We start from the raw sequence: 23091 nt of genomic DNA, 5'->3' as shown, positions 1-23091 counted from the left end.
ACCACTATGTGAGATTGTATGTCCAGATGGTGACATGCGCGCTTTGGCGGGCGTAGAGTCTTTCCCATGCAGACGATTCTCGTAGTTGCCGGGCGCGCGGACATCTAGTCCAAGCCCAGGCAACGTCCGCGCGCTAACCCGACAGCCACCTGAGGTTGTGGGGTTTTTCCATGTAGGAGGCGGACGCGAGAATCGCCTCTTCACCGATCGACTCAATGGGAGAGAAGATGGCACAGGTCAAGGCCCCGAAGCCTTCCGCGCTCGCCGCGCAGCCTCAGGCCCTCGCTCAAGCGGCCACTGGCCAGGAGATGAGTGGCGCAGCGGCGATCATCAAGTCGCTTGAATGCGCCGGAGCCACGGATGTCTTTGGGCTTCCGGGCGGCGCGATTCTGCCGACCTACGACCCGCTGATGGACTCTCAGCGCCTTCGTCACATCCTGGTTCGCCACGAGCAGGGTGCAGGTCACGCCGCTCAGGGCTACGCGCACGCCACCGGACGGCCAGGTGTGTGCATCGCGACCTCGGGCCCCGGTGCCACCAACCTCGTGACGCCGATCGCCGACGCGAACATGGACTCAATCCCAATGGTCGCCATCACCGGCCAGGTCGGTGCGTCGCTGATCGGCACGGACGCGTTCCAAGAGGCGGACATCGTCGGCATCACGGCGCCCATCACCAAGCACAACGTGCTCGTGACGGACCCCAACGAGATCCCGCAGGCCATCGCGGAGGCGTTCTACATCGCCACGCACGGCCGTCCCGGCCCCGTGTTGGTGGACATCACGAAGTCCGCCCAGCAGGCGCCCATGACGTTCAACTGGCCCGACCACATCGAACTTCCCGGTTTCAACTCCGGCGCACGCCCGCACGCGAAGACGGTGCAGGAGGCCGCACGCCTGCTGGCCACTGCGCGCCGCCCGGTGCTGTACGTCGGTGGTGGAGTGATCCGCTCGGGCGCTTCGGAGGGTCTGCGCAAGCTGACCGACTTGTCCGGCGCTGCCGTCACGACCACGCTGATGGGACGCGGCGCACTGCCCGACTCCCACCCGCAGCACGTCGGTATGCCCGGCATGCACGGCACCGTGGCTGCTGTGGCATCGCTGCAGAAGGCGGACCTCGTGGTGACGCTGGGTGCGCGCTTCGATGACCGCGTGACCGGCAAGCTCGAGTCCTTTGCGCCGCACGCGACCATCGTGCACGCGGACATCGACCCCGCCGAGATCGGCAAGAACCGCGCCGTCGACGTCCCGATCGTGGGTGACCTCAAGGACGTCTTCGCCGCTTTGGTGCCCGCCCTCGAAGAGGAGCACAAGAAGCACGGCAAGCCCGACCTCGAGGCATGGTGGACGCAGATCGACCAGTGGCGCGACACCTACGGACTGGGCTACGTCCCGACCGACGACGGACTGTCGAGCCCGCAACACGTCATCCAGCGCCTGGGCGAGATCTCCGGCCCGGACACGATCTTCACGTCCGGAGTGGGGCAGCACCAGATGTGGGCCAGCCAGTTCATTAAGTACGAGCGCCCCAACACCTGGATCAACTCCGGTGGCCTGGGCACGATGGGCTTCTCGGTTCCTGCCGCCATGGGCGCCAAGGTCGGCGAGCCCGACCGCACGGTGTGGTCCATCGACGGCGACGGCTGCTTCCAGATGACCAACCAGGAACTCGTGACCTGCGCGATCAACAACATCCCCATCAAGGTGGCGATCATCAACAACTCGTCGCTGGGCATGGTTCGCCAGTGGCAGACCCTGTACTACAACGAGCGCTACTCCAACACGGACCTGCACACCGGTCACGGCACCAAGCGCATCCCCGACTTCGTGAAGCTCGCGGATGCCATGGGCTGCGTTGGCCTGCGGTGCGAGTCCGATGGGGACGTGGACGCCACAATCAAGCGCGCGATGGAAATCAACGACCAGCCCGTCGTCGTTGACTTCACGGTCTCGCGCGACGCCATGGTGTGGCCAATGGTGGCCGCCGGCACCTCTAATGACGAGATCCAGTACGCACGCGGAATTGCCCCTGAGTGGGACCGCGGCGAGGAGGAGTAAGACGATGACTAGGCACACTCTCTCTGTCCTCGTAGAGAACAAGCCCGGCGTGCTCGCGCGCGTTGCGGGTCTCTTCTCTCGCCGGGCCTTCAACATCCACTCGCTCGCGGTGGGCCAGACCGAGCACCCCGAGGTTTCGCGCATCACGGTCGTTGTGGACGTGGATCAGCTTCCGCTCGAGCAGGTCACCAAGCAGCTCAACAAGCTTGTGCACGTGCTCAAGATCGTGGAGCTCGAGCGCGACAAGTCCGTGCAGCGCGACCTCATCTTGGTGAAGGTCCGGGCGGATGCCCGCCAGCGCGCTGATGTCCTCCAGATCGTCGAGCTGTTCCGCGCCCACGTGGTCGACGTGGCCGCTGACTCGCTCGTCATCGAGGCGGTGGGCGCCCCGGAGAAGCTTGAGGCGCTGCTGACCGCGCTGAGTACGCACGACATTCGCGAGATCGTCCAGTCGGGCACCGTGGCCATCGGCCGTGGATCCCGCTCCATTACGGAGCGCGCCTTCGAGCGCGCTTCCGCCTGAACGCACACCGCGCGCGCCGCATCCGCAACGCACGCAGCAGTACGCACGAACCTCACAACTGAACGCTGACGACCGAGGCAACACGAGCATCGGCCCGTCAACCCCGGCTTTAACACGAAGGAGATACCCAGCATGGCTGAAATGTTCTACGAGGACGACGCTGACCTGAGCCTGATCCAGGGCAAGAAGGTTGCTGTTGTCGGTTACGGCTCACAGGGCCACGCTCACGCGCAGAACCTGCGCGACTCGGGCGTTGAGGTCCGCGTGGCGCTGCGCGAGGGCTCCAAGTCCGTCGCCAAGGCTGAGGAAGACGGCTTCACCGTCAACTCCGTCGCAGACGCCGCCCAGTGGGCAGACGTCATCATGATCCTCGCGCCGGACCAGCACCAGCGCACGATCTACAACAACGACATCAAGCCGCACCTGACCGAGGGCAAGGCACTCGCATTCGCGCACGGCTTCAACATCCGCTTTGGCTACATCGAGGCTCCCGAGGGCGTCGACGTCATCCTGATCGCCCCGAAGGCTCCCGGCCACACCGTGCGCCGTGAGTACGCAGCGGGCCGCGGTATCCCCGACATCGTCGCAGTGGAGAAGGACGCCTCGGGCAACGCCTGGGCGCTCGCACTGTCCTACGCCAAGGGCATCGGCGGCACCCGCGCCGGCGTCATCAAGACGACCTTCACCGAAGAGACCGAGACCGACCTGTTCGGCGAGCAGGCCGTCCTGTGCGGTGGCGCTTCGCAGCTGGTCCAGTACGGCTTCGAGGTCCTCACGGAGGCCGGCTACCAGCCGCAGATCGCCTACTTCGAGGTCCTTCACGAGCTCAAGCTGATCGTGGACCTCATGCACGAAGGTGGCATCACCAAGCAGCGCTGGTCCGTGTCTGACACCGCCGAGTACGGCGACTACGTGTCCGGCCCCCGCGTCATCACCCCGGACGTCAAGGAGAACATGAAGGCTGTGCTGGGAGACATTCAGTCCGGCGCGTTCGCCGAGCGTTTCATTGGCGACCAGGACAACGGCGGCAAGGAGTTCGCCGAGCTGCGTGCCAAGGGCGAGGGTCACCCCATCGAGGAGACCGGCCGCGAGCTGCGCAAGCTGTTCGCTTGGAAGGCTGACGTGGACTCCGACTACGTGGATGGTCAGACCGCCCGATGAGCCAGACGTACAAGCTTGCCGTCGTCGCTGGCGACGGCATCGGCCCGGAGGTCGTGGCGGAGGGGCTCAAGTGCCTCACCGCCGCGACGTCGGGGACCGACATCGAGTTCGAGACCACCGACTTCAACCTGGGCGCTCAGCGCTGGCACGACACGGGCGACACGCTCACGCAGGATGACCTGGACTCCATTCGTGAGCACGACGTCATCTTGCTGGGCGCGATCGGTGACCCGTCCGTGCCCTCTGGCGTGCTCGAGCGTGGTGTGCTGCTGCCGCTGCGCTTCGCGCTCGACCAGTACGTGAACCTGCGTCCCTCGCGCCTGTACCCGGGTGAGGTGTCACCGCTGCGCGACGTCGACAGCGTCGACTTCGTCGTGGTGCGCGAAGGTACCGAAGGTCCGTACGTGGGCAACGGCGGCGCGCTGCGCGTCGACACGCCTCACGAGATCGCGACCGAGGTCTCCGTCAACACTCGTCACGGTGTGGAGCGCGTCGTTCGCTACGCGTTCGAGACCGCGTCCAAGCGTGAGCGCAAGCAGTTGACCCTGGTGCACAAGCACAACGTGCTCGTTCACGCCGGTCACCTGTGGCGCCGCACGGTCGAGGCTGTCGCGCCGGAGTTCCCGGATGTCACGTGGGACTACCTGCACATCGATGCCGCTACGATCGTCATGACGACCGACCCGGCCCGCTTTGACGTCATCGTCACCGACAACCTGTTCGGCGACATTTTGACCGACCAGGCCGCCGCCATCTCCGGTGGCATTGGCCTGGCTGCGTCCGGAAACGTCAATCCCGACAAGACCGCGCCGTCCATGTTTGAGCCCGTTCACGGCTCGGCTCCGGACATCGCTGGTCAGGGCATCGCGGATCCGTCCGCAACCGTCCTGTCGGTCGCGCTGATGCTGGACTTCCTTGGCTACCCCGAGCTCGCCGCTCGCGTGGAAGAGGCCGTTGCGGCCGACGCCGCGGACAAGGACGGTTCCCGCACCACCGCTCAGATCGGCGACGCGCTCGCCGCTCGCATCCGCGGCTAACCCCGCATCCGCGGCTTCCCGCCGCACCCCGTGCCTCCTGGCAGGTGCTGAGTGCCCGAATCACCCGATTTTGAGCACTCAGCACCTGCTAGCGCACATTTCAGTCAGTTCGAGAAAGGCCTTGACGTGACCGCCGCTTCCTCCTCGCGTGCCGAGGCTTTCGCCGTCCAGCCACATCCACAGCCGCTTTCGGCCGATGCTCGGGCTCAGGCGCTCTCCGACCTTCAGTTTGGGACGCAGTTCACCGATCACATGGTGCGCATGCAGTGGCGCCAGGGCGAGGGTTGGGCGGACCGTCGCGTTGACCCTTACGGTCCGCTTCAGATGGATCCGGCGGCGGCTGTCTTGCATTACGCGCAGGAGATCTTCGAGGGTCTGAAGGCATACCGCTGGGACGACGGCTCGGTCTGGCTGTTCCGTCCCGAGGCCAATGGGGAGCGGTTCAACAAGTCCGCTCGCCGCTTGGCGTTGCCCGAGGTGGAGTTGGACGACTTCCTCGGATCCATTGAGGCGCTCGTCGCGGCGGACGAGGCGTGGGTGCCCGGCTCAGAAGAGTCCAGCCTGTACCTGCGCCCCTTCATGTTTGCCTCCGAGGCCTTCCTCGGCGTGCGTCCGGCGCACATCATTGACTACTTGCTGATCGCCTCGCCCGTGGGTCCCTACTTCCAGGGCGGCGTGAAGCCGGTGTCGATCTGGGTTGCGCAGGGGTATCACCGCGCGGGCCCCGGCGGTACAGGCGACGCGAAGTGCGGCGGCAACTACGCCGCGAGCCTGCTCCCGCAGCAGCAAGCATTCGAGAACGGCTGCCAGCAGGTGCTGTTCCTGGACGCTCGCGACGGCCGCTACCTCGAAGAGCTCGGTGGCATGAACGTCTTCGTGGTGCGCAAGGACGGCACCATCGAGACGCCCCGCCTCACCGGCACCATCCTTGAGGGCATCACGCGCTCCAGCGTCATTCGGCTCCTCGAAGACGACAACCGCAAGGTCGTCGAGAAGGACATCACGCTCGACGAGATTCGCGCAGGCGTGGACGGCGGAGACATCGGCGAAGTGTTCGCGTGCGGAACGGCTGCAGTCGTTACGCCCGTGGGCCGCCTTGCCTCACCCGAGTTTGATTTGACCGTCAACGGGGGAGAAGCAGGCGACGTCACCATGGCGATCCGCAAGCGCCTCACCGACATCCAGTACGGTCGCGCCGAGGACATCTACGGCTGGATGCAGCGCATCGCCTGAGGCGTTACAGAATGCCCTCTTGGCAACTGCGACAGAGGCGGTGGGGGCGGAGTCGTCGCTAGCCATATTCTTGGTGCGCACTGTCGCGGATACCGTCGCGGCAACCGGTTCCCGCGGCCTTGCTCATGGTTGCTGGCCATCACGTAAACCCAGTCGTCGTGAGTAAATAGTTCCGTCTACGTTACGCGCGGTTGCCCACGTGAGCCACCCCCCGGCGGGAGATTTGTACCGGTGCGCCTGACGCGCCGATTGAGTAGAAGCTGCTGTTAAACCCCTCGTTCTCTTGAGATTCCTTCAGCCACTTTCGCACGGCATAGACGACCGTCTAGAAACGCCTAGACGATCGTCTACACTAGAACTAGACGATCGTCTAGAAAGTGTGTGTGGCGAGCTGAGGCTCCACCGTGAGTGACGCCACCGCGCAGAGCCAGCTGAGAGGAGCTTGTGAAGGTGATGCATGCAGTGTCGCGAGAACGGTTTGTTGGGCGTCATTCGAAGGGGATTGCAATTCTGGCTTCCCTATTCCTCGGGTTCGCGCTCGCTTTCGGCGCTGGAGTGCCAGCAGCCGGGGGCGAGCAAGGCATCAACCCCATAGCGGAGTTCGCCGGCCAATTCACGGTTGTGAGCTATGGGGACGCTGCGCTCAACAACGCGGAAACTGAAGGAAGCATCGCGGTTTTCGGAGCCTTGTCCACGACTAAGTCGTATCCCATCATTCACAACTCGGGGCTCACGCCTCCTGGTTACGAGATCCCTGTTATTGACGGTAAACCGACGCGCCTCGTTGCGGGTTCCTTCGATACCAGCGGCACCCAAGGGCTCATCGAGGTATCGTCCCGGGGGTGGATCGATGCCAGTCAGCTTGGGTTTGTGAAGATTGAGGACACAAGCACACTTGTGTCCAACGTCCGTGGCTCCACAGGGCTTTGGGTCTCTGCGGCGGGTACTTTCGCTGGCAGTACACCAGGAATCTACGTTCCCGACGAGATCAATCAAGAGAGTAGTGACCTCCCGTTGGTATCTGAAGTTGCCAGCTATTTTGGGGCTGACCAGGAGGAAGCGGTCGCGATGAGTGCGCGTATCGCCGCAGGTGATCTTAACGATGCGCACCCGGTGGCGCTTGAGGCCGGATCCCACCAAGGGGAACGCATGGTCACCCTTGTCGCAGGCAAGACTAATTTGGTCTCCCTCACCGATGCGAGTAACAACTTCAACATTTCCTTCAGTTCGGACTCTGCGACATTGGGACCTGAGACAACCCTAATCTTCAACGTTCCCGTCACTGCAGGGGCAACTGTGGAACTGCCCGCCTTTACCGACGCGAATCAGACAAACGACGAGTCGCCTAACCCGATCGCGCCGTATGTCATCTACAACGTCGACCCAGACGCGACTGGCATTGACTTCACCCTCACCGGTCGGAAGGTCTCGGGCAGCATTTTCGCTCCCCAGGACAACACCTTGACGCTGAACGCGTCGAGCCCGATAGAGGGTCAGATCGTCGCAGGTAACGTCTCCACCTCCGGGGGTGAAATTCACATGTACGGGTTCGGAGGCCTTCTAAGCCTCGACGGATCTGATGGACAAGCGAGTGACGCGCCTGGCGGAGAGGGTGCTGATGGTGACGGAGGTGAGGACTCTGGCACCGGTGCGGGTTCTGGCGCAGGTGAGAGCCCCGACAGCGGTGAGAACGCTGACGGAGGTACTGAAGATGCTGGCAGTGGTGACGGCGGTGAGGACTCTGGCACCGGTGCGGGTTCTGGCGCAGGTGAGAGCCCCGACAGCGGTGAGAACGCTGACGGAGGTACTGAAGATGCTGGCAGTGGTGACGGAGGTGAGGACTCTGGCACCGGTGCGGGTTCTGGCGCAGGTGAGAGCCCCGACAGCGGTGAGAACGCTGACGGAGGTACTGAAGATGCTGGCAGTGGTGACGGCGGTGAGGACTCTGGCACCGGTGCGGGTTCTGGCGCAGGTGAGAGCCCCGACAGCGGTGAGAACGCTGACGGAGGTACTGAAGATGCTGGCAACCTCGAGGCTTCTGAGCGCACTCAACAAACTACGGATTCCGTGCTCGCCGCTACGGGAACGGATAGGCCTTGGAAACTGCTCAGTGTCGCAGCTGCACTGAGCTTGGTCGGTGGCGCTATGGCAAGGAAGGTTAGCGTTCGGGGTGGCCGCTAGGTGTGCGACTGTGTGACCGGTGTGGTGCTGAGGAGTGGGTGTGTGACAGTTCCCAGGTCTGCGGCCACTTCTGCTACCAGCGACTCGGCTTGGTCTGCTGAATAGCCGATCGAGATCAGGGCAAGCCTCGTGAAGCGCAATTCCACGCCATCTCTACCGTGTTCTGAGCGCTCGCGCGCGAGAACTCCTCCGACGTTGACGGCGAGAAGATACTCCGCCGCGAGATCACCTTCGAGTCTGAGCGTGAACTCACCTTGGTTGTTCGCTTCCTCAATGCACGACACGATGGCGTCGTTCCAAGCCGCCGACAGCGCTGTCAGCATTTCCGGCGGCAATGATCTATCGAGGTAGAGTGCGAATCCAGACCGGACCAACGAGTCCTTCATGACCGAGGTCCCGAGTGTCAACAGGAACGCGAGTAGAGCGTGCGACGGAGAGTGTGGGTAGCGCTCCCTGGCCTGCTGGGTTTGCTGTCGCATCGTGTGCTCGACGCGCGCGATCAGCGCTTCCGCGATGGCCTGCTTAGACGGAAAGTGATAGGCCAGCGCACCCTTCGTTAAGCCCCGGCGGGCTGCAATTGCAGATAGGGACGCGCCGTCGAATCCTCGATCGAGAATTTCTGCTGCGGCCGCATGGAGAATTGCGTTCTTGGTCGCGGGCGCTGGGGACACGGGGGACCTTTCGGGGACGTCCCTCGGGGGACGGGCGTGGGGCGGCGTGAAAAACAATTTCTCACGCAACAGTCTTGTCTACGTCGCCATGTTACGCGTGGAGATTATCGGTGGGTGCCTATGTGGCGAGTCTATCGACGGCGTTGCCGTGTAAACGGGTCCGACCCTACGCACCGGCGTTCTGATCTATTGCCGCATGGCCGCGGACCGCTGCGCCTCGGTGTAGCCAGACGCGTCTCCGGCACGCACCGCACTCACATGCATGTTGAGGGCGTCATTCGCCGCCGCCACTGCGCCATCGACGGGTGCGTAGGTCAGGGCGTGCTCGGCCGCAATGCCCATGCCGCGGGCCGTCGCAATGGCGTCCTGATTCGCACCCAGGAACGTGAAGTTCCACGAGTAGTCCGCCTGCTGCCGCGCGATCGCGGTGCTGAGGCCCTCGCCAGTGAACTCACGCGAGGAGTTCTCCATGCCGTCGGTGATGATGACGACCTGGACGCTGCCCGGACGCTCGTCCTCAGGAAGGGCCGCGAGTTCCGCACCGAAGTCCGCCATCCCGCGTCCCACCGCATCCCACAACGCAGTCATGCCGCGAGGCTCGAGCTCAAGCGACACGAGTTCCGGCGGGCACAGGTGATAGGTGTGCTCGATCTGGTCGTCGAACTGGACCACGTCGATGGTGAGGCGCCCGGGCTCGGCCGCTTGCGCCTCGACCAGGCGGGTGAGTCCGCCCAGCATGTCGTCGCGAATGGTCGTCATTGACCCTGACCGGTCGATGACCAGCAATAGCGCCGTGTAGTTCGGATCCGTCATGATGCTCTCCCTCAGGTCACGGCAACGCCTCCCGTTGCCATGACCACACCGTCTCACCGGGGTCTGACACGCAACGCACTGCGCCCGGATGCACCAGTGCAAGAATGGGGGTATGTCGGACAGTCCGGGCCTGCGCCAGCGGCAACGCGAGCGGACATGGCGCGACCTTCACGAGGCTGCCGTGGCGCTTGCGCGCGAGCACGGTATTGAGGGTGCGACGATCGAGGCCATCGCAGAGCGTGCAGGGGTTTCCCGCAGAACCTTCTTCAACTATTACCCCTCGAAAGAAGACGCGATCTTGGGGCTCAACGCCCCGCAGGTCGCCACCTCAGCCGTTGAAGCATTCCGCGCGCAGGCCCCGGAGTCGCTCTTCCCAGCGGTCATCCAGCTGGTGTCCTCGGTGTGGCGCTCCACAGTGGTCGTGGACATTGGTCGCCCCGCCCGCCGCGCCATCGTCCATGAGTTCCCTCCCGTACGCGGCCGGATGGGGGAGCACGCAGGCGCGGTCGAGGACCAGGTCGCGGAAGTGATCGTGGAAGGCAACGCCAGATACGACCTCGGCTTGAGCGACGACCCGCGCACACTCCGGTCACTCGTGCTGCTCGCGAGCGCGGTCCTCAAGGTCACGGACGGCCCCGACGGGACCGCCACCACGCCGCGCTCGCAGGAAACGATCGACGACACGATCGACCTGTTCACGCGCCTGCTGCACGGCGAGCGTTAAGGCCACCCAAGCATCGGCCCTATTCTCCCGACTTGGAAATACTTGCACTAGTGCATAAACTGCACTAAGGCAGGACGAAGGTCCTGCGACCCCAAGACGCAAGGAGATTGAGTGACGACCGCCCACGTCGCGCGCCCGGCAACCACCCGCACCCCGGAAGCGCAACGACACCTGACCCTGCTGTTCATCGGCCTCATGATCACCATGCTGCTGGCCGCTTTGAACCAGACAGTGCTCTCGACCGCGCTGCCCACCATCGTGGGCGAGCTCGACGGCATGAATCACATGACGTGGGTCATCACCTCGTACATCCTGGCGTCCACCATCGTGATGCCGATCTACGGACGCCTGAGCGACATCGTCGGCCGCAAGCCCGCGCTCCTCACAGCGATCACCATCTTCATCGCCGGCTCCATCGTGGGCGGGCTGGCCCCCAACATCGAGCTCCTCATCGCGGGTCGCGTGATTCAGGGACTCGGCGGCGGTGGCCTCATCATCTTGTCCCAGGCCGCTATCGCCGATGTTGTGCCCGCCCGCGAACGCGGCAAGTACATGGGCATCATGGGCTCCGTCTTCGCGGTCTCCTCCGTCATTGGTCCGCTCCTGGGCGGCTGGATGACCGAAGGCCCGGGTTGGCGCTGGACCTTCTGGATGTCGATCCCGCTAGGCCTGATCGCGATTGCCTCGACGCTCGCGTTCCTCAAGCTTCCCCCGCGCCAAGAGACCGAGCGCAAACGCATCGACTACCTGGGCATGGCGTTGCTGTCCGCGGCGACAACGAGCCTGGTTCTTGTCTGCACCTGGGGCGGCGGCACCTACGCGTGGGATAGCCCGCAGGTGCTGGGCCTCATCGGCGCGACCGTCGTCCTCGCAACCCTGTTTGTGTGGGCCGAGGGCCGCGCGGAGCAGCCCATCATCCCGCTGGCCCTCTTCCGCGACCGCAACTTCACCGCAGCGACCATCGCCGGCCTCATGATCGGCATCGCGATGTTCGGTGCCGTGGGCTACATGCCCACCTACATCCAGATGGTGACCGGAGTCTCCGCAACAGTCGCGGGCCTGCTCATGGTGCCGATGATGGGCGGACTGCTCGTCTCCTCCATTGCCGCCGGCCAGGCCGTCTCGCGCACCGGCCGCTACAAGGTGTTCCCGCTCGCGAGCGCGGTCGTCATGGGCATCGGCCTCTACCTGCTCTCGACGCTCCAGGTCGACTCACCCACGTGGCTGCTGTGCACCTACATGGCCGTGTTCGGTATCGGCATTGGCCTGGGCATGCAGATCATCGTGCTCATTGTGCAGAACTCATTCCCGAACTCCATGGTCGGCACCGCGACCGCCTCCACCAACTACTTCCGACAGGTAGGAGCGACGGTGGGATCGGCAGTAGTCGGATCTGTCTTCGCGACCCGCCTCACCGCCGAACTCGACGAGCACCTCGCCGGACTGGGCGAGGCTGCTCAGTCCACCGGGGAGTCGGCGAACTCCTTCACACCCGCGCTCATCAACTCGCTGCCCGAGGCGATCCGCGTCCCCATCATCGAGTCCTACAACGAGGCGCTGCTGCCGATCTTCGCGCTCATGATTCCGCTGGCGATCACGGCGTTCATCGCGTTGCTGTTCGTCAAGGAGAACGATCTCGCGACCTCGGTCGACTAAGCCGTGCGAGAGTAGATCCTGACAGCCGGAACAGCACGGGGGAGGGCCGATGCGATCCAAGCGGGACGATGCTCGCTACAGGGCCGCTGAGGCTGAGCTGTGGGCGAGTGAAGGTCTGGAGCCCCAAGAGCATTGGGTGACGGTTCCCGAGTCTGGGATCAGGGTCCGCGCGATGGTGTCCGGCGAGGGGCCTTCCGTTCTCTTCATCCATGGCACGCCGACGGCGGGTGGCGTCTATGTGCCGCTCGTGGCCGTTGTGCCTGGGTATCGCAGCATTGTGCTGGACCGCCCTGGCTGCGCGCTGAGCGAACCGCTCGACACCTCGACACTGACGCCCACGGGTGCCTCGGGGCAGATCGCCGCTGCGATGGCTGCCGTCGCCGACCAGCTGGGAGACGGCCCCGTGCACGTGGTCGGCAATTCTGCCGGCGGGATGGCCGCGATTGCCCTCGCGCAGCACCGGCCGGATTTAGTGCGCAGCCTCACGCTCGAGGGTGTCCCGGCGGTGCAGGGCATGACGTTGCCGCGCGCAATGCGGGTCGCAACGTTCAAGCCCGTCGCGGCGATCGTGGCGCGCTGGCCCGTCACGGAACGTGACTTTGAGCGGTCCTTCAAGACGATGGGCCACACGGAACTGCTCGCGCGCGGTGGCCTGAGCCCCGAGCAACAGGCCTGGCGCGTGGCCCTCGCCCGCTACACCGACACCTACACCCACGACCTTGCCGCGCTGGGACTTGGCGCGGACTGGCGGGGCCTGCGGCCGGGGTGGGCGCCCGGACCCGAGACGCTCCGCGACCTCCCCATGCCGTCGCTGTGGATCGTGGGGGATCAGGATCCGTTTGCTACACCCGATGCTGTGCGTGAGTGGGCACAAGAGGCACCGCAATCCACGGTGGTGGTGCGCGATCGCGAGGGTCACCAGCCCTGGCTGGATAACCCCGAAGGCCACTCCGCGTTGCTACGAGACTTCTGGGCGCGCGCGGACCGCGCCGCCACGGCTTAGCCGATCAAAATCAGCCGTAGATCACCGCGACGCCGAGCACGGCAACGATGTTCCACAGCGAGTGCGCCACGATGGGCGCGGTCAGGCGGTCAGTCCAGGCAAACAGCGCCACGTAGGTGACCGAGGCCACCAGGATCGAGATTAGGTCCGGCATGGTCGCCGGCAAGTGCAGCAGCGAGAACAGCACAATCGACACCGCGATAGCCACGGCGCGCGCACGCTTCCGGTTCGCAAACTCACGCGGCACGGCCCCGATGAGGAAGCCACGGAAATACAGTTCCTCCGCGATGCCGCCGCCCACGACGCCGAGGATCAGCGCCGCCGCGAACGCCGGTGCGCCGTCAGCGATGTTGCGCAGCACCTCTTGCACACCGTCGTTGTCGATGCCGCCAGCCAGCGGAATCAAGATCGCAAACTCGAGAAGGAAGCGCGGGACCACCGTCGCCGCACCCCAGGCCGCATCCCGCTTCCAGTGTGCGCGGGTGGCTCCCACGGCATCGGCCCCAAGCCTGCGCCGCCGCAACCACCACGCCACGATCGCGACAGCGAGCGCGAGCTCCACTAGCGCGAGCGTGATCAGGGCCCACGGCTCGTGGTCCGTGAAGACATCAACGGCGATGGGCGCGCCGAGGAAGCACAGCAGGGTGCCGAGCGTGAAGACGACAATCGCGGCGGTCCGTGCGTGCGTGCGTCGCGGAGGGGTCTCAGTCAAGGAAGTCCTGTCGGTTGGGCCACGCTGGGGCGTGGGCGCCTGATGGTCGCACGTGGCGTGCGAGGGGAGGGCCGATGCTTGCTTGGGTGCCATGCCCGGGCGCGGCTGGCAGGATGGAGACATGGGTATGAAGCGGGTGCGAATGCTGGCTGCCGCAGCGGCGGCAGCGGTGGTCCTTGCTGCGTGCAGCAGTGGCGGCGACGATGTGGACAGTTCGGTGGAAGCGGGCGCATCGGCGAGCCCAGCGCCTTCCGTGTCAGAAGACGGCAGTGACAGCGGGCTGACCCCGGTCACGAACGAGAACCTTGACGAAGCGCTCGCGGCCGCGGACCTGGACTGCGACCTGGAGCGCTCGAGCACTGTTTGTTATGTCGACGACGTGCCGATGCCGGTTGTCTTGCCGTTCGACTGGAACGTCGACACCGAGGAGCGCGCGGAGGCCTGCGAGAACGGCTACGTCGCCACTGATTTGGAAGTCGTTGGCGACGGAGCCACCTGGTACGCGGTCCCCAATGAGGCCGAGCACGGCCAGCACATGATCGACGCGCTGGCCGTCGCGGGCTACGAGGCGTCGCTGCAGCCGTACTGCCCCTAGGCGATTGAGCGAGAGCGCGCGGGAATCACACAGGTCCCGCGGCGGTTCCCTGTGCCATGAGCACCCCAATCCCTGCGACCATGCGCGCGATGCGCCTCACTGCCCACGGCGGCCTTGATCGCCTCGAAGAGGCCCAGGTTCCCGTCCCCGAGCCGCAGCCAGGCGAGGTGCTCGTGAAGATCACGGCCGCCGCGCTCAACAACACGGACATCTGGACTCGCGAGGGCGCCTACGGACTGCCAGGCGATCCGGATGCCGTGGCCGGGTGGCTTGGGCCTGTCGACTTCCCGCGCATTTCTGGGGCCGATGCTGCGGGCACCGTGGTTGCGGTCGGCTCGGCCGGGGATGAGGGCTTGGTGGGCGCGCGCGTCGTGCTGGACCCAGCGACATACGGCGAGAAGGGGACACTCGTGGGGCTCATGGGTAGTGAGCGCGACGGTGCCTACGCGGAGTACGTCACCTCTCCCGCCACTCACGTCTACGACGTCACGGGCTCGCCGCTGAGCGATGCCCAGCTGGCGTCACTGCCCATCGCGTATGGAACCGCGACCGGGATGGTCGTTCGCGGCCGAGTCGCGGCGGGGGAGACGGTTCTGGTCTCCGGCGCATCCGGCGGAGTGGGCCTGGCCGCAGTGCAACTGGCGAAGGCCAGGGGAGCGCACGTCGTGGCAATCTCGAGCGGCTCTAAGATCGACGAGGTCCGCGCCGCGGGCGCAGACGAGGTCGTCGACCGCGGCAGCGACGTCCTCTCCCAGGTGAAGCAGGTCGCTCCCGGTGGAATCGACGTGGTCATCGACGTCGTCGCGGGCGACTTGCTGTCGCAGGGGCTCGAGACCCTCCGCGAGAACGGCCGCTGGGTTGTCGCCGGAGCCCTGGGCGGCTACGACGTCCACTTCGATGTGCGGCGGTTGTACCTGGCAAACCTCCAGGTGATCGGCTCCACAATGCACACACCCGCGCAGTTTGCCGAGCTCATGGACCTCGCGCGTACCGGCGACATTTCGCCTGTCATCGCCAGGACCTACCCGCTCGCTGAAGCCGCCGCTGCGCAGGAAGAACTTGCCACGCGTGGGCACGTGGGCAAGATCGTACTAATGCAGTGAGATGTGAGTCACAGCGACGTCTCGAACACTCCAAGCCGTTCCGCGCATGCAACAGCGTCGAGTCGATTCGAGGCCCCAAGCTTCTTGTAGAGCATGCGCATTTGCGTGCGAACTGTGTTGATCGAGACGAAGCGATGCTCTGCGATCGCTTTATTCGACATGCCCGAGTGAAGGGCCCATAGGTTTTCACGATCCACACGCGTGAGCGTCGCCGCGGTGGATCGGTGGCAGTGGCGGACATCAGTTCCCGAAGCTTCGATCACCTTCGCGAGTTGTCGTGATGCGCGGCCTTGGTGCGAGGCGATTTCATCGAAGTCTTCGGCAGGAATAAACCTCAAGGCCACTCGCATGAGGCCAGGAGTTGTGCCCCGCAATGTGGCTTCGAGTCTTTCGATCGCGGCTACATCCGAGCCCATACGAACGTGAGCGGCGGCCGCGATCGCCCCGGAGATGGCCCGAGGTCGGGGCGATGTGGTCCGACGGTCAGCGAGTTCGATGGCGTCCATCGCTTCACCAGGACGATCGAGCGCTAGCAGCACCAACGCTCGGGACAAGAACCCGAACCAGTGTTCTGCGGGGTAGTCCCGCACGAGCCTCATAGCCTCCGCGACGTCCCCAATCGTGAGAAGCGCGAAGGCTGTCGCCGCCACGATGGCCTTGCTAGGGCGTCCGTCGTCCCAATAGTTCCGACTCCTCTCGAGCGAGCCCATGACTGTGCGCCGGTCGAGGGTCTCCGGGGCAACGAGGGCGCGGATAGCGAGAACGAAGGATTCGGCAGCGGATCGTGAGGGAGCCTGAGTCGCCCTCGCTTCAAGAAAGCGGGTGAGCTCGAGGGCATGTTGATCGTCTCCGTGCTCAAGTGCGATGAAACCGTCGGTATACCCGCCTCCGAGCACTTCGCGCTCGGCGTGGGAGACCCCCATGTGAACCTCGTGGGTGACAACAGTCGACAGGTCCGCTTCAGCAGAAAGACTCAACGGATTTGAGTGCGTCCGCATGACCTGGGTAAAGCGCAACGCCTGTGCCTGACCATCGACTTGTGTCGCTGCCCAAAAAGGAACGTACATCTCCGCAGCGAGCCGGCGCGCTATATCGGGGTCTTGAGAGGCACGTGACAGCAGGCCCGGCTCGCGCTCGTCTTGCAACAGTTCTTCAATGGTCGCGAGGAGTCGCACGGTCTCTTTGCGGTTGCCCATCGACGCTGTGGCCATGAGTTCACGGGCGCTGACCTGGAGATGTTCGAAGGCGTCCGAAGGCTTGCGCAGGTTCAGTAACGCTTGGGCCGTCGAGAAGTAGTGCTTCCAGGGCATGGGGTCGGCCGTGGCGCGCGAGCGGTATTCCCCCGCAACGAGCAGGAGGGAGGGGTGCGTCGAGACGTCATCCCACGAGATCTCGGTAATGGCACGTTGGACTGTGTCGGGTGGTGCAAGGAGAAAATGTCTGAGGTTGGCCCACACAATGGCTTCGGCTTCGCTGAACCTCTTCAACTCAATGAGGTAGTAGACCTGCATCGAGAGGTGGCCCTCGGAGCGCGCAATGGTGAGAGCTTCCGTCAGAACCGACGACTGCTCCTCGGGTGTTCGTTCTGCCATGTATTTATTCCATACCCCCGGGCGCCATTCGAACACCGTTTCGCCGCTCTCGGTGTCAACATCAACGGTGCCCAGGGGTAACCACGCCATGCGCTCAAAGCATGAGTGAACTCGCGCTGGCTTGTCGCCAGCCCTCACAAGTCGATTGGCCGTCACGCGCCGTTGCCGAGAAGCGCGAAGTAGCACCGTCAACATGGTGCTGTTGAGCGGGGTGCCTGCGTGGGTTCCGAGATAGCGAGTCATCAGTATCGACGCCAGGTGAGTGTCTAGACGCGCATCCGGATTTGACCAGGGGGACTGACCACGGCTACTTGCCATGAGTTCGATTTGGCGCCGAGCGAGACCGGGGTGACCCCGAAAATCAGTAGCCAAACCGCGAATGATGTGTGGGGGGCCCTCTACACCATTGACGCGGGCGAGAGCATGGAGTTCGTCTTCGGTCATCGACAGGTCGGCTTCTGTCAGAACGTCGACGGACGACCATCCCATTTCCGGAGGATGATCGAGCGAGCGGATAACGACGCGGGGCCGGCCTGCCAAGGCAAGTAGCGCCGATACCCCGTCCCACACATCGTCGATATCGGTGATCGCCGGGATATTAACGAAATACACGTCGACCGCCGCTTGCTTACCTTGGGAGGCGGCGTCCCACAACGCTCGTCGCGACGACAGCCGGCGTGTGACTGCGCCGTCAGACTTCTGAAGGAAATCGTCGCACTGTCGCATCCACGTGGACGCTCCCCACGTGGGCAGCGTCGCGATCACCGTGAGTGTGGGCAGTTCTTCCAGGTGCACTTTTGCGCTATCTCGCAGCAGTTCAATCCACGGTGAAGCGGACGAGTTGGGTCTCGCGCCCTCGGCGTCGTCGGCCCTCATTTCCACGTCTCCCTCAGCAACTCGGTGGGCCGGCGCAACGAACGGCATCCGGCATTAACTCTCTAGATTCACCCCCCATATTGACCGTAACTCACGGCCATCCGGATCCGGTTCGTTTCCCGCTGAGAAGGGATGAACTGCGGGGGTGATTTCTCCCTACCACCACGGTTTTTGCCGGGTTTCCGGTGCTCTACTGCTGGGAACGGAGGCCAATCGGCCCCGTCCGTCTGGTCGCCTCTGAGCACCATTCGCGCCATGCTCTGCGCCGTTCCGTGGGCGTAACCCCGCTTGCGCAGTGATGCCCCGACGCCTGCCTGCGACAGACGCAGTAAAAGGCCTGCGACACATGTCGCGCTGAGGGAACTCGATTTTGGAGATTGAAGTGACTAGTTCTGAACCTGGAAGACGAGCGTCGTCAAGCGCGGTGCGCGCGCTTGCTTTCGCACTCGTGTCGTTGCTTGCGGTGTGGGGACTGGCTGTCCCCAGCGCAACGGCGGCTGAGAGTGGCGGCGTGACTTTGACCGTCGAGTACGGCGGCGAAACCTACGGCGGAGACACTGTGGTCGCTCCGGGGTCCAGCTACACAGCACGCCTCCAGTATTCGGTGCCTAACCTGACCCCCGGCGGGTCGGTCGTGATCGGAGTGCCCGATGGCATCACCGTGCCCGAGGCGGGCCTCGTAGTTCCCAGCGGAAACACGATTGTTGAGTCTCTGGCGCTGAATGCTGAAGGTGACGTTGTCATGGCGTTCACAGACCCGCTCGACAACACAATCGACCAGGGCATTGTCGCGTTCGACTTCGTCTTCGACGAGCCGGAGTCTGGCACAGGATTGCGCGAAGTGACATGGACCGTAGGCGATCAGCAGGTCACAGTGGTGAACATCATCGTGCGCGATTCAGACGACGCACTTCGCCCGATGATCCCAGACTCGGTCAACAAGTCCGCGATTGGCCACCACCTCAACAGCAAGATTTCGCGTGACGAAGACGGCACTGTGGCCGTCGACCCTTCAGTGACATCGGTCGAGATCCCCTACACGGTGCGTATCGATAGCCAAAGTGCTCGTGACGGCGTACAGCTCGTAGACACGCTGAGCGACTACCTCGAACACGACCTGGAGAGTTTCTCTGCCGCTTTGACGACCTGGGACGAGAACGGTTTCAACCGCACCGTGACGGACTTTGACCTGGGTGCGCCCACGATTGCCGGGAACGCCGTCACGTTCCCGAACGTCGACATCCCCGCACAGTCACAGCTTGAAATTAGCTACCACGCGCATGTCAAGGCTGACAAGGTTGACGCCATCGAAGCGGAGCTTCAAGAATCCGCAGACGCAGTCGACCCTGTCTCAGGTGGGTCCTACTCGATCAAGTTCGAAAACGATCTCGACCTGTCCGGCGCGACGTCAGGCGCCACTGTGACGATGAGCGGGTCGATCGCAGCTGAGCCGGCTCCGAATGTGGGCGCGGCCTTCCGCAAGACCTCCGACCTCGCGTCACCGACGCAGATCAGGACCGATGACGCCGGCAACCTGTTGGAACCCGTTCCAGTCACGTATTCATTGAAGTTCAACCTCACGCAGTTCGCGGAGTTTGCCGACACCCGGCACGAGCTCACCAAGAACGTGGTCGTCACGGACACGCTGAGGGATTCGGCTCGGTGGGACACCACGACCGAGCTGGAGTCCTCGGTTGATCTCGACCCTGCAACTGACCAGTGCCTTGCGGCAGATGACTTCTCCGCTGACGAGTGCGTCTACCAGTACGACTACGTTGATGCGGGTCAGACACTCATGATCAACATGGGGCGTGACACCATGGTGAACACCACCGTGAAGGCTCGCGCGGAGTGGGTGTCGATGGAGGGGCTTCCCGTGACGGAAGAGCCCTCGTGGGCTCCGCAGATCGCAGCGCAATACACCGCGGTTAACGACGCGTACTTTGACTACAGCGACAACACATCCTCACGCCGTTCACGCGTGAGCGACACGTTGACTGAGCCGAAGGCCCCCGGCAGCGTGATCGACGACCCTAGTGAGTTTTCGAAGAGCACGGAAGGAGAGGTCGTGCTGGTACCGGGCGAGTCCGCCCAAATCCGGTACGACTTCGTGATCGCAAACGGCGCGGTTGAAGATCTGCGTAGCACGCGACTCATTGACGAGGTCGACACGGTGGTGTTTGACCTCAGCGACCTCGACGCGATTCACGCTTCGATCGAAGGTTCCTACGCGTACGCCGACGGCCTGTCGTCGAGCGACTTTGTCGTTGAGCGGAACGAAGATGACTTGGTCATCACCCTCTCGGACACCTTCGGTGCGGACCTGCCGAGCTGGGTCGACGTCGACGGAGAGCTGACCGATCACCTCACGGTAAGCGTGGTTCTCCCGACCCACCCAATCAACGGCAAGCAGACTCTCGAGATCACCAACAATGCGCGCGTAGAGTCCGATGGCCTCGAGTCATACGAATGGGTGTCGGAAGCGTCCGGCCAAGCGACGACCTACGGCGACGAGCTCGAAGTTGAGAAGATTCTGTACGGCGGAGATGGCGAGTGGACCGGAAGCATGCGTGCTGAACTGGCAGCGGACGGCTCGCTTGTCGACGACACGTTCATCTACCGCGTGTCGCTGATCCCTCACGGAAACTACTCTGGCGTTGCGATCATCCCGCTGGAAGATGTGCTCCCAGAAGGCATGCGTTTCAACGGCTTCGTGAGCGACGCGGATCTTGAGTCCGGCACCGTTCTTCCAGGCGACAGCGTCGACATGGGCGGCAACGTGACTGCAACGTGGAATGAGCAGGACCGGACTGTTGAAATCGAGCAGGCACCTGGAACCACCCTTCCTCAAGGCGCCAAGGTATCCGCGAACTTCCAGGTTTCTATTACCGAGTTCACCGAGGATCTGCCGGTTGTGAACAGAATTGGTAGCGCATCGGCAACCATTACGCCGTCTGATGGATACCCGCTCTCTGTGGCAAAGGTCGACACCGAACGCCCGAGCCTTCTCATCACAGACCGCGACGCACGTTTCACCGTGACGGGGCCGGACGGTGAAACCATCACCGATGCGGCCTACGTGGTTGACGGCCAGCTCGCGGTCGAGTCTTCTGATGGCGGAGACAGCGCCATCGTGATCCCCGAAGACCCGCAGGCAGCCGATGGTGTGCCAGCTGGTAAGTACACGATCACTGAGACGGTTCCGCCGGCAGGTTACGAACTTTCCCAGGACCCGGTCATTGCGACCATCTCACCAGAGGGGACGTCGAACCCGGTCACGCTCTTCAACGACCCCGAGGCCCTCATGGCGATCGGCGACTACACGTGGATTGATGAAAACGCAGACGGTATCCAAGATGCCGACGAGCCAGCGCTGTCCGGTGTGACGGTAGAGCTTCTCGATGGCGTCACGGGAGAGGTCCTCAACACCACAACGACAGACTCCAATGGTCGCTACTTGTTCGACCTCCTCCCGGCAGGCGACTACCAAGTCCGCTTCACGCTGACAGACGAGCAGCAGGCGGTGTACATGTTCACGGACGTCAACATCGGTCAGAGCGATGAAGACGACTCTGACGCTGTGCGGGCGACTGGCCTGACCGAGGTGTTCACACTCGATCCCGAGCAGTCTGCGTTGGTTGCAAATGACAACTATCCCCACGCGGACGTGAAGGCGCTGCTCGGTGTGGACCCCACGTGGGACGCGGGTGTTGTCGCGCTTCCGCCGTCGGTATCTGTCGGGGACCTCGTGTGGCTGGACATCACTCGCGATGGCCGTCAGGACAATGACGAACCAGGTCTGAGTGATGTGGTCATGGTGCTGACGGGCCCGGAAGGCGAATCCGTCACGGATGTTACGGGCGCGCCCGTTGAGCCGGTCTCAACTGATGGCGATGGCCGCTATCTCTTCACAGGACTTCCAGTCCTTGAGGAAGGCCAGCAGTACACGGTCTCGATCGACCCCGCGGCGAGTGCGGACGCGCTCGAAGCCTATGAACCCACGGTTCCTGCCGTTGGTGACCGCGAAGGCGACTCCTCCGAATGGACGGCCTCGTCGCTTTCACTGGTTGAGGACGGTGCCCAGGACCTCACCCTCGACTTTGGCTTCGTGCGGGCCAATGACCAGAGCCCGGGGGAGGAGCCACCAGGGGAAACTCCACCCGGCGCCGAGGAGCCTGAGAGCCCCACCATTCCCACGCCCTCACCAAGCGTCGATCCGGCGCCTGGAGAGCCGTCTGGCGACGCATCTCCCGACCAAGGAGATGTGACCCCGGCGGACCAGGAAGGCAACTCGCTGCCGGTTACCGGTGCGCAAGTGACGCAACTCATGGTCATCGTTGTCCTACTGCTCGCAGCAGGCGGCGTTCTGATCGTGTTGCGTCGACGACACAACTCGTAAGTCGCCTTCCGCGGGCGGGCTCGGTGATCCCCCTCTCACCGAGTCCGCCCGCATTTTTTCTTTAACAAGGTCGGGACATAGCTACGGGAATAGTTCGAGCTGCGCCGTGATGAGGTCAAGTCATGAGCACTCTCCACATCAACCCTCAGACTCGCCTCTCGCTCACCGCGCCGTTGTGCGCGCCCAGCCTCATACGGCACTTGCCGGACAACCCCGGCTTTTCCCAGCATCGGCCCTGATTCCCACGTTCCCGAGGTGCACTGAGTCGAGTTGGAAACCGGGCGTCGAACGACCCTGGCGTCCCTCCCTGCGGGAACATACCTCGCACTTTGCGTGTTAACCCCCTCGACAGGAGTACACAGGTCCCACGCGGACCCACGACAGATTGGATCTATCTTGATAATCCTCGGTCTTATTCTCTTGCTCATTGGTCTTCTTGTAGGAGTTCCGCTCCTGACCACGATCGGAACAGTCCTTCTTGTTGTCGGACTCGTGTTTATGCTGCTGGGCCGCTCTGGCAAGAGCATTGGCGGGCGCAAACACTGGTTCTAAGCCTTTGGTAAGTCTTCGTAGCGGCTGAGTTGAAGTCCGCTACATGGGAGGCGGGGGCGATGAGGGAAACCTCATCGGCCCCGCCTCTTGTCATTTCTGCGGGCCGGATACGGGGCAGATCTACTCCGTGACTCCGGGCCCAAGGTCCGGGAATACGCGGCCCCGCGCCGTGGTTAGATCCCGTCATGAGCACTATCCACTTC

At 63.7% G+C, this 23091-nt stretch carries 17 protein-coding genes; 13 read left to right on the top strand and 4 right to left on the bottom strand.

Going from position 1 to position 23091, the window contains the following annotated elements:
- The first annotated feature begins 227 nt into the window (after positions 1-227).
- The 6 genes from AOP74_RS11900 to AOP74_RS11875 all read left to right on the top strand — a co-directional run bounded on the left by AOP74_RS11900 (position 228) and on the right by AOP74_RS11875 (position 8192).
- Positions 228-2057, top strand: a complete 1830-nt coding sequence (locus tag AOP74_RS11900) for an acetolactate synthase large subunit (protein WP_082096361.1) — start codon at positions 228-230, stop codon at positions 2055-2057.
- Positions 2058-2061: 4 nt separating this feature from the next.
- Positions 2062-2580 (top strand): acetolactate synthase small subunit, encoded by a 519-nt coding sequence (gene ilvN / locus AOP74_RS11895; protein ID WP_061962563.1) that lies wholly within the window; start codon positions 2062-2064, stop codon positions 2578-2580.
- Positions 2581-2712: 132 nt separating this feature from the next.
- A complete protein-coding gene (ilvC, locus tag AOP74_RS11890; protein WP_061962562.1) occupies positions 2713-3741 on the top strand; it encodes a ketol-acid reductoisomerase in 1029 nt (342 codons plus the stop codon).
- A complete protein-coding gene (locus AOP74_RS11885; protein ID WP_061962561.1) occupies positions 3738-4778 on the top strand; it encodes a 3-isopropylmalate dehydrogenase in 1041 nt (346 codons plus the stop codon). Before ilvC ends, AOP74_RS11885 begins: the two co-directional genes overlap by 4 nt.
- Positions 4779-4904: 126 nt before the next feature.
- The gene (locus AOP74_RS11880) at positions 4905-6011 is read left to right on the top strand and encodes a branched-chain amino acid aminotransferase (protein WP_061962629.1); all 1107 of its coding nucleotides are present in this window, start codon (positions 4905-4907) and stop codon (positions 6009-6011) included.
- A gap of 453 nt (positions 6012-6464) precedes the next feature.
- Positions 6465-8192 (top strand): collagen-binding domain-containing protein, encoded by a 1728-nt coding sequence (locus AOP74_RS11875; protein WP_236683828.1) that lies wholly within the window; start codon positions 6465-6467, stop codon positions 8190-8192.
- Here AOP74_RS11875 and AOP74_RS11870 read toward each other — a convergent pair.
- Together AOP74_RS11870 and AOP74_RS11865 are read right to left on the bottom strand one after the other, a co-directional pair.
- A complete protein-coding gene (locus tag AOP74_RS11870) occupies positions 8189-8863 on the bottom strand; it encodes a TetR family transcriptional regulator (protein WP_061962559.1) in 675 nt (224 codons plus the stop codon). The genes AOP74_RS11875 and AOP74_RS11870 overlap by 4 nt on opposite strands.
- Positions 8864-9049: 186 nt before the next feature.
- Positions 9050-9676, bottom strand: a complete 627-nt coding sequence (locus AOP74_RS11865) for a vWA domain-containing protein (protein ID WP_061962558.1) — start codon at positions 9674-9676, stop codon at positions 9050-9052.
- Between the two features lie 112 nt (positions 9677-9788).
- Here AOP74_RS11865 and AOP74_RS11860 point away from each other — a divergent pair, with 112 nt between their 5' ends.
- From AOP74_RS11860 to AOP74_RS11850, 3 genes are all read left to right on the top strand, one after another.
- Entirely contained in the window at positions 9789-10400 is a 612-nt protein-coding gene (locus AOP74_RS11860; protein ID WP_061962557.1) for a TetR/AcrR family transcriptional regulator, read from the top strand.
- A 111-nt stretch (positions 10401-10511) separates the two neighbouring features.
- The gene (locus AOP74_RS11855; RefSeq protein ID WP_061962556.1) at positions 10512-12056 is read left to right on the top strand and encodes an MDR family MFS transporter; all 1545 of its coding nucleotides are present in this window, start codon (positions 10512-10514) and stop codon (positions 12054-12056) included.
- Positions 12057-12105: 49 nt separating this feature from the next.
- Positions 12106-13059, top strand: a complete 954-nt coding sequence (locus AOP74_RS11850; RefSeq protein ID WP_061962555.1) for an alpha/beta fold hydrolase — start codon at positions 12106-12108, stop codon at positions 13057-13059.
- A gap of 10 nt (positions 13060-13069) precedes the next feature.
- On the opposite strand, the gene AOP74_RS11845 is transcribed toward AOP74_RS11850, so the two are convergent.
- Positions 13070-13771, bottom strand: a complete 702-nt coding sequence (locus tag AOP74_RS11845) for a CPBP family intramembrane glutamic endopeptidase (protein WP_201774333.1) — start codon at positions 13769-13771, stop codon at positions 13070-13072.
- Positions 13772-13898: 127 nt separating this feature from the next.
- Between AOP74_RS11845 and AOP74_RS11840 the strand changes: the two genes are divergently transcribed.
- On the top strand, positions 13899-14366 hold the full coding sequence (locus AOP74_RS11840) for a hypothetical protein (protein ID WP_061962554.1): 468 nt from the start codon (positions 13899-13901) through the stop codon (positions 14364-14366).
- A 56-nt stretch (positions 14367-14422) separates the two neighbouring features.
- Entirely contained in the window at positions 14423-15469 is a 1047-nt protein-coding gene (locus AOP74_RS11835; RefSeq protein ID WP_061962553.1) for a zinc-binding dehydrogenase, read from the top strand.
- Between the two features lie 8 nt (positions 15470-15477).
- On the opposite strand, the gene AOP74_RS11830 is transcribed toward AOP74_RS11835, so the two are convergent.
- The gene (locus AOP74_RS11830; protein WP_061962552.1) at positions 15478-17937 is read right to left on the bottom strand and encodes a helix-turn-helix domain-containing protein; all 2460 of its coding nucleotides are present in this window, start codon (positions 17935-17937) and stop codon (positions 15478-15480) included.
- Positions 17938-18319: 382 nt separating this feature from the next.
- On the opposite strand from AOP74_RS11830, the gene AOP74_RS11825 reads away from it, so the two are divergent.
- Both AOP74_RS11825 and AOP74_RS12375 read left to right on the top strand, forming a co-directional pair.
- Entirely contained in the window at positions 18320-22336 is a 4017-nt protein-coding gene (locus AOP74_RS11825) for an SdrD B-like domain-containing protein (protein WP_152649286.1), read from the top strand.
- 333 nt (positions 22337-22669) lie between these two features.
- Positions 22670-22888 carry a DUF6131 family protein gene (locus AOP74_RS12375; protein ID WP_236683819.1) on the top strand — a complete coding sequence of 73 codons (219 nt, stop codon included), beginning with the start codon at positions 22670-22672 and terminating at the stop codon, positions 22886-22888.
- Positions 22889-23091: the final 203 nt, after the last annotated feature.

Origin of the sequence: Demequina flava, assembly GCF_000975035.1 — a bacterium.
Taxonomy (GTDB): domain Bacteria; phylum Actinomycetota; class Actinomycetes; order Actinomycetales; family Demequinaceae; genus Demequina; species Demequina flava.
Note: the sequence above shows the minus strand (reverse complement) of the source record. Positions and strands in the feature narration are given on the sequence as shown.

What these genes read in the sequence shown, in the direction of transcription:
- AOP74_RS11840 (WP_061962554.1), top strand. Translation starts at nt 13,899, where the DNA reads ATGAAGCGGGTGCGAATGCTGGCTGCCGCAGCGGCGGCAGCGGTGGTC.
- AOP74_RS11865 (WP_061962558.1), bottom strand. Translation starts at nt 9,676, where the DNA reads ATGACGGATCCGAACTACACGGCGCTATTGCTGGTCATCGACCGGTCA.
- ilvC (WP_061962562.1), top strand. Translation starts at nt 2,713, where the DNA reads ATGGCTGAAATGTTCTACGAGGACGACGCTGACCTGAGCCTGATCCAG.
- AOP74_RS11830 (WP_061962552.1), bottom strand. Translation starts at nt 17,937, where the DNA reads ATGAGGGCCGACGACGCCGAGGGCGCGAGACCCAACTCGTCCGCTTCA.
- AOP74_RS11900 (WP_082096361.1), top strand. Translation starts at nt 228, where the DNA reads ATGGCACAGGTCAAGGCCCCGAAGCCTTCCGCGCTCGCCGCGCAGCCT.
- AOP74_RS11835 (WP_061962553.1), top strand. Translation starts at nt 14,423, where the DNA reads ATGAGCACCCCAATCCCTGCGACCATGCGCGCGATGCGCCTCACTGCC.
- AOP74_RS11875 (WP_236683828.1), top strand. Translation starts at nt 6,465, where the DNA reads ATGCATGCAGTGTCGCGAGAACGGTTTGTTGGGCGTCATTCGAAGGGG.
- AOP74_RS11850 (WP_061962555.1), top strand. Translation starts at nt 12,106, where the DNA reads ATGCGATCCAAGCGGGACGATGCTCGCTACAGGGCCGCTGAGGCTGAG.
- ilvN (WP_061962563.1), top strand. Translation starts at nt 2,062, where the DNA reads ATGACTAGGCACACTCTCTCTGTCCTCGTAGAGAACAAGCCCGGCGTG.
- AOP74_RS11885 (WP_061962561.1), top strand. Translation starts at nt 3,738, where the DNA reads ATGAGCCAGACGTACAAGCTTGCCGTCGTCGCTGGCGACGGCATCGGC.
- AOP74_RS11860 (WP_061962557.1), top strand. Translation starts at nt 9,789, where the DNA reads ATGTCGGACAGTCCGGGCCTGCGCCAGCGGCAACGCGAGCGGACATGG.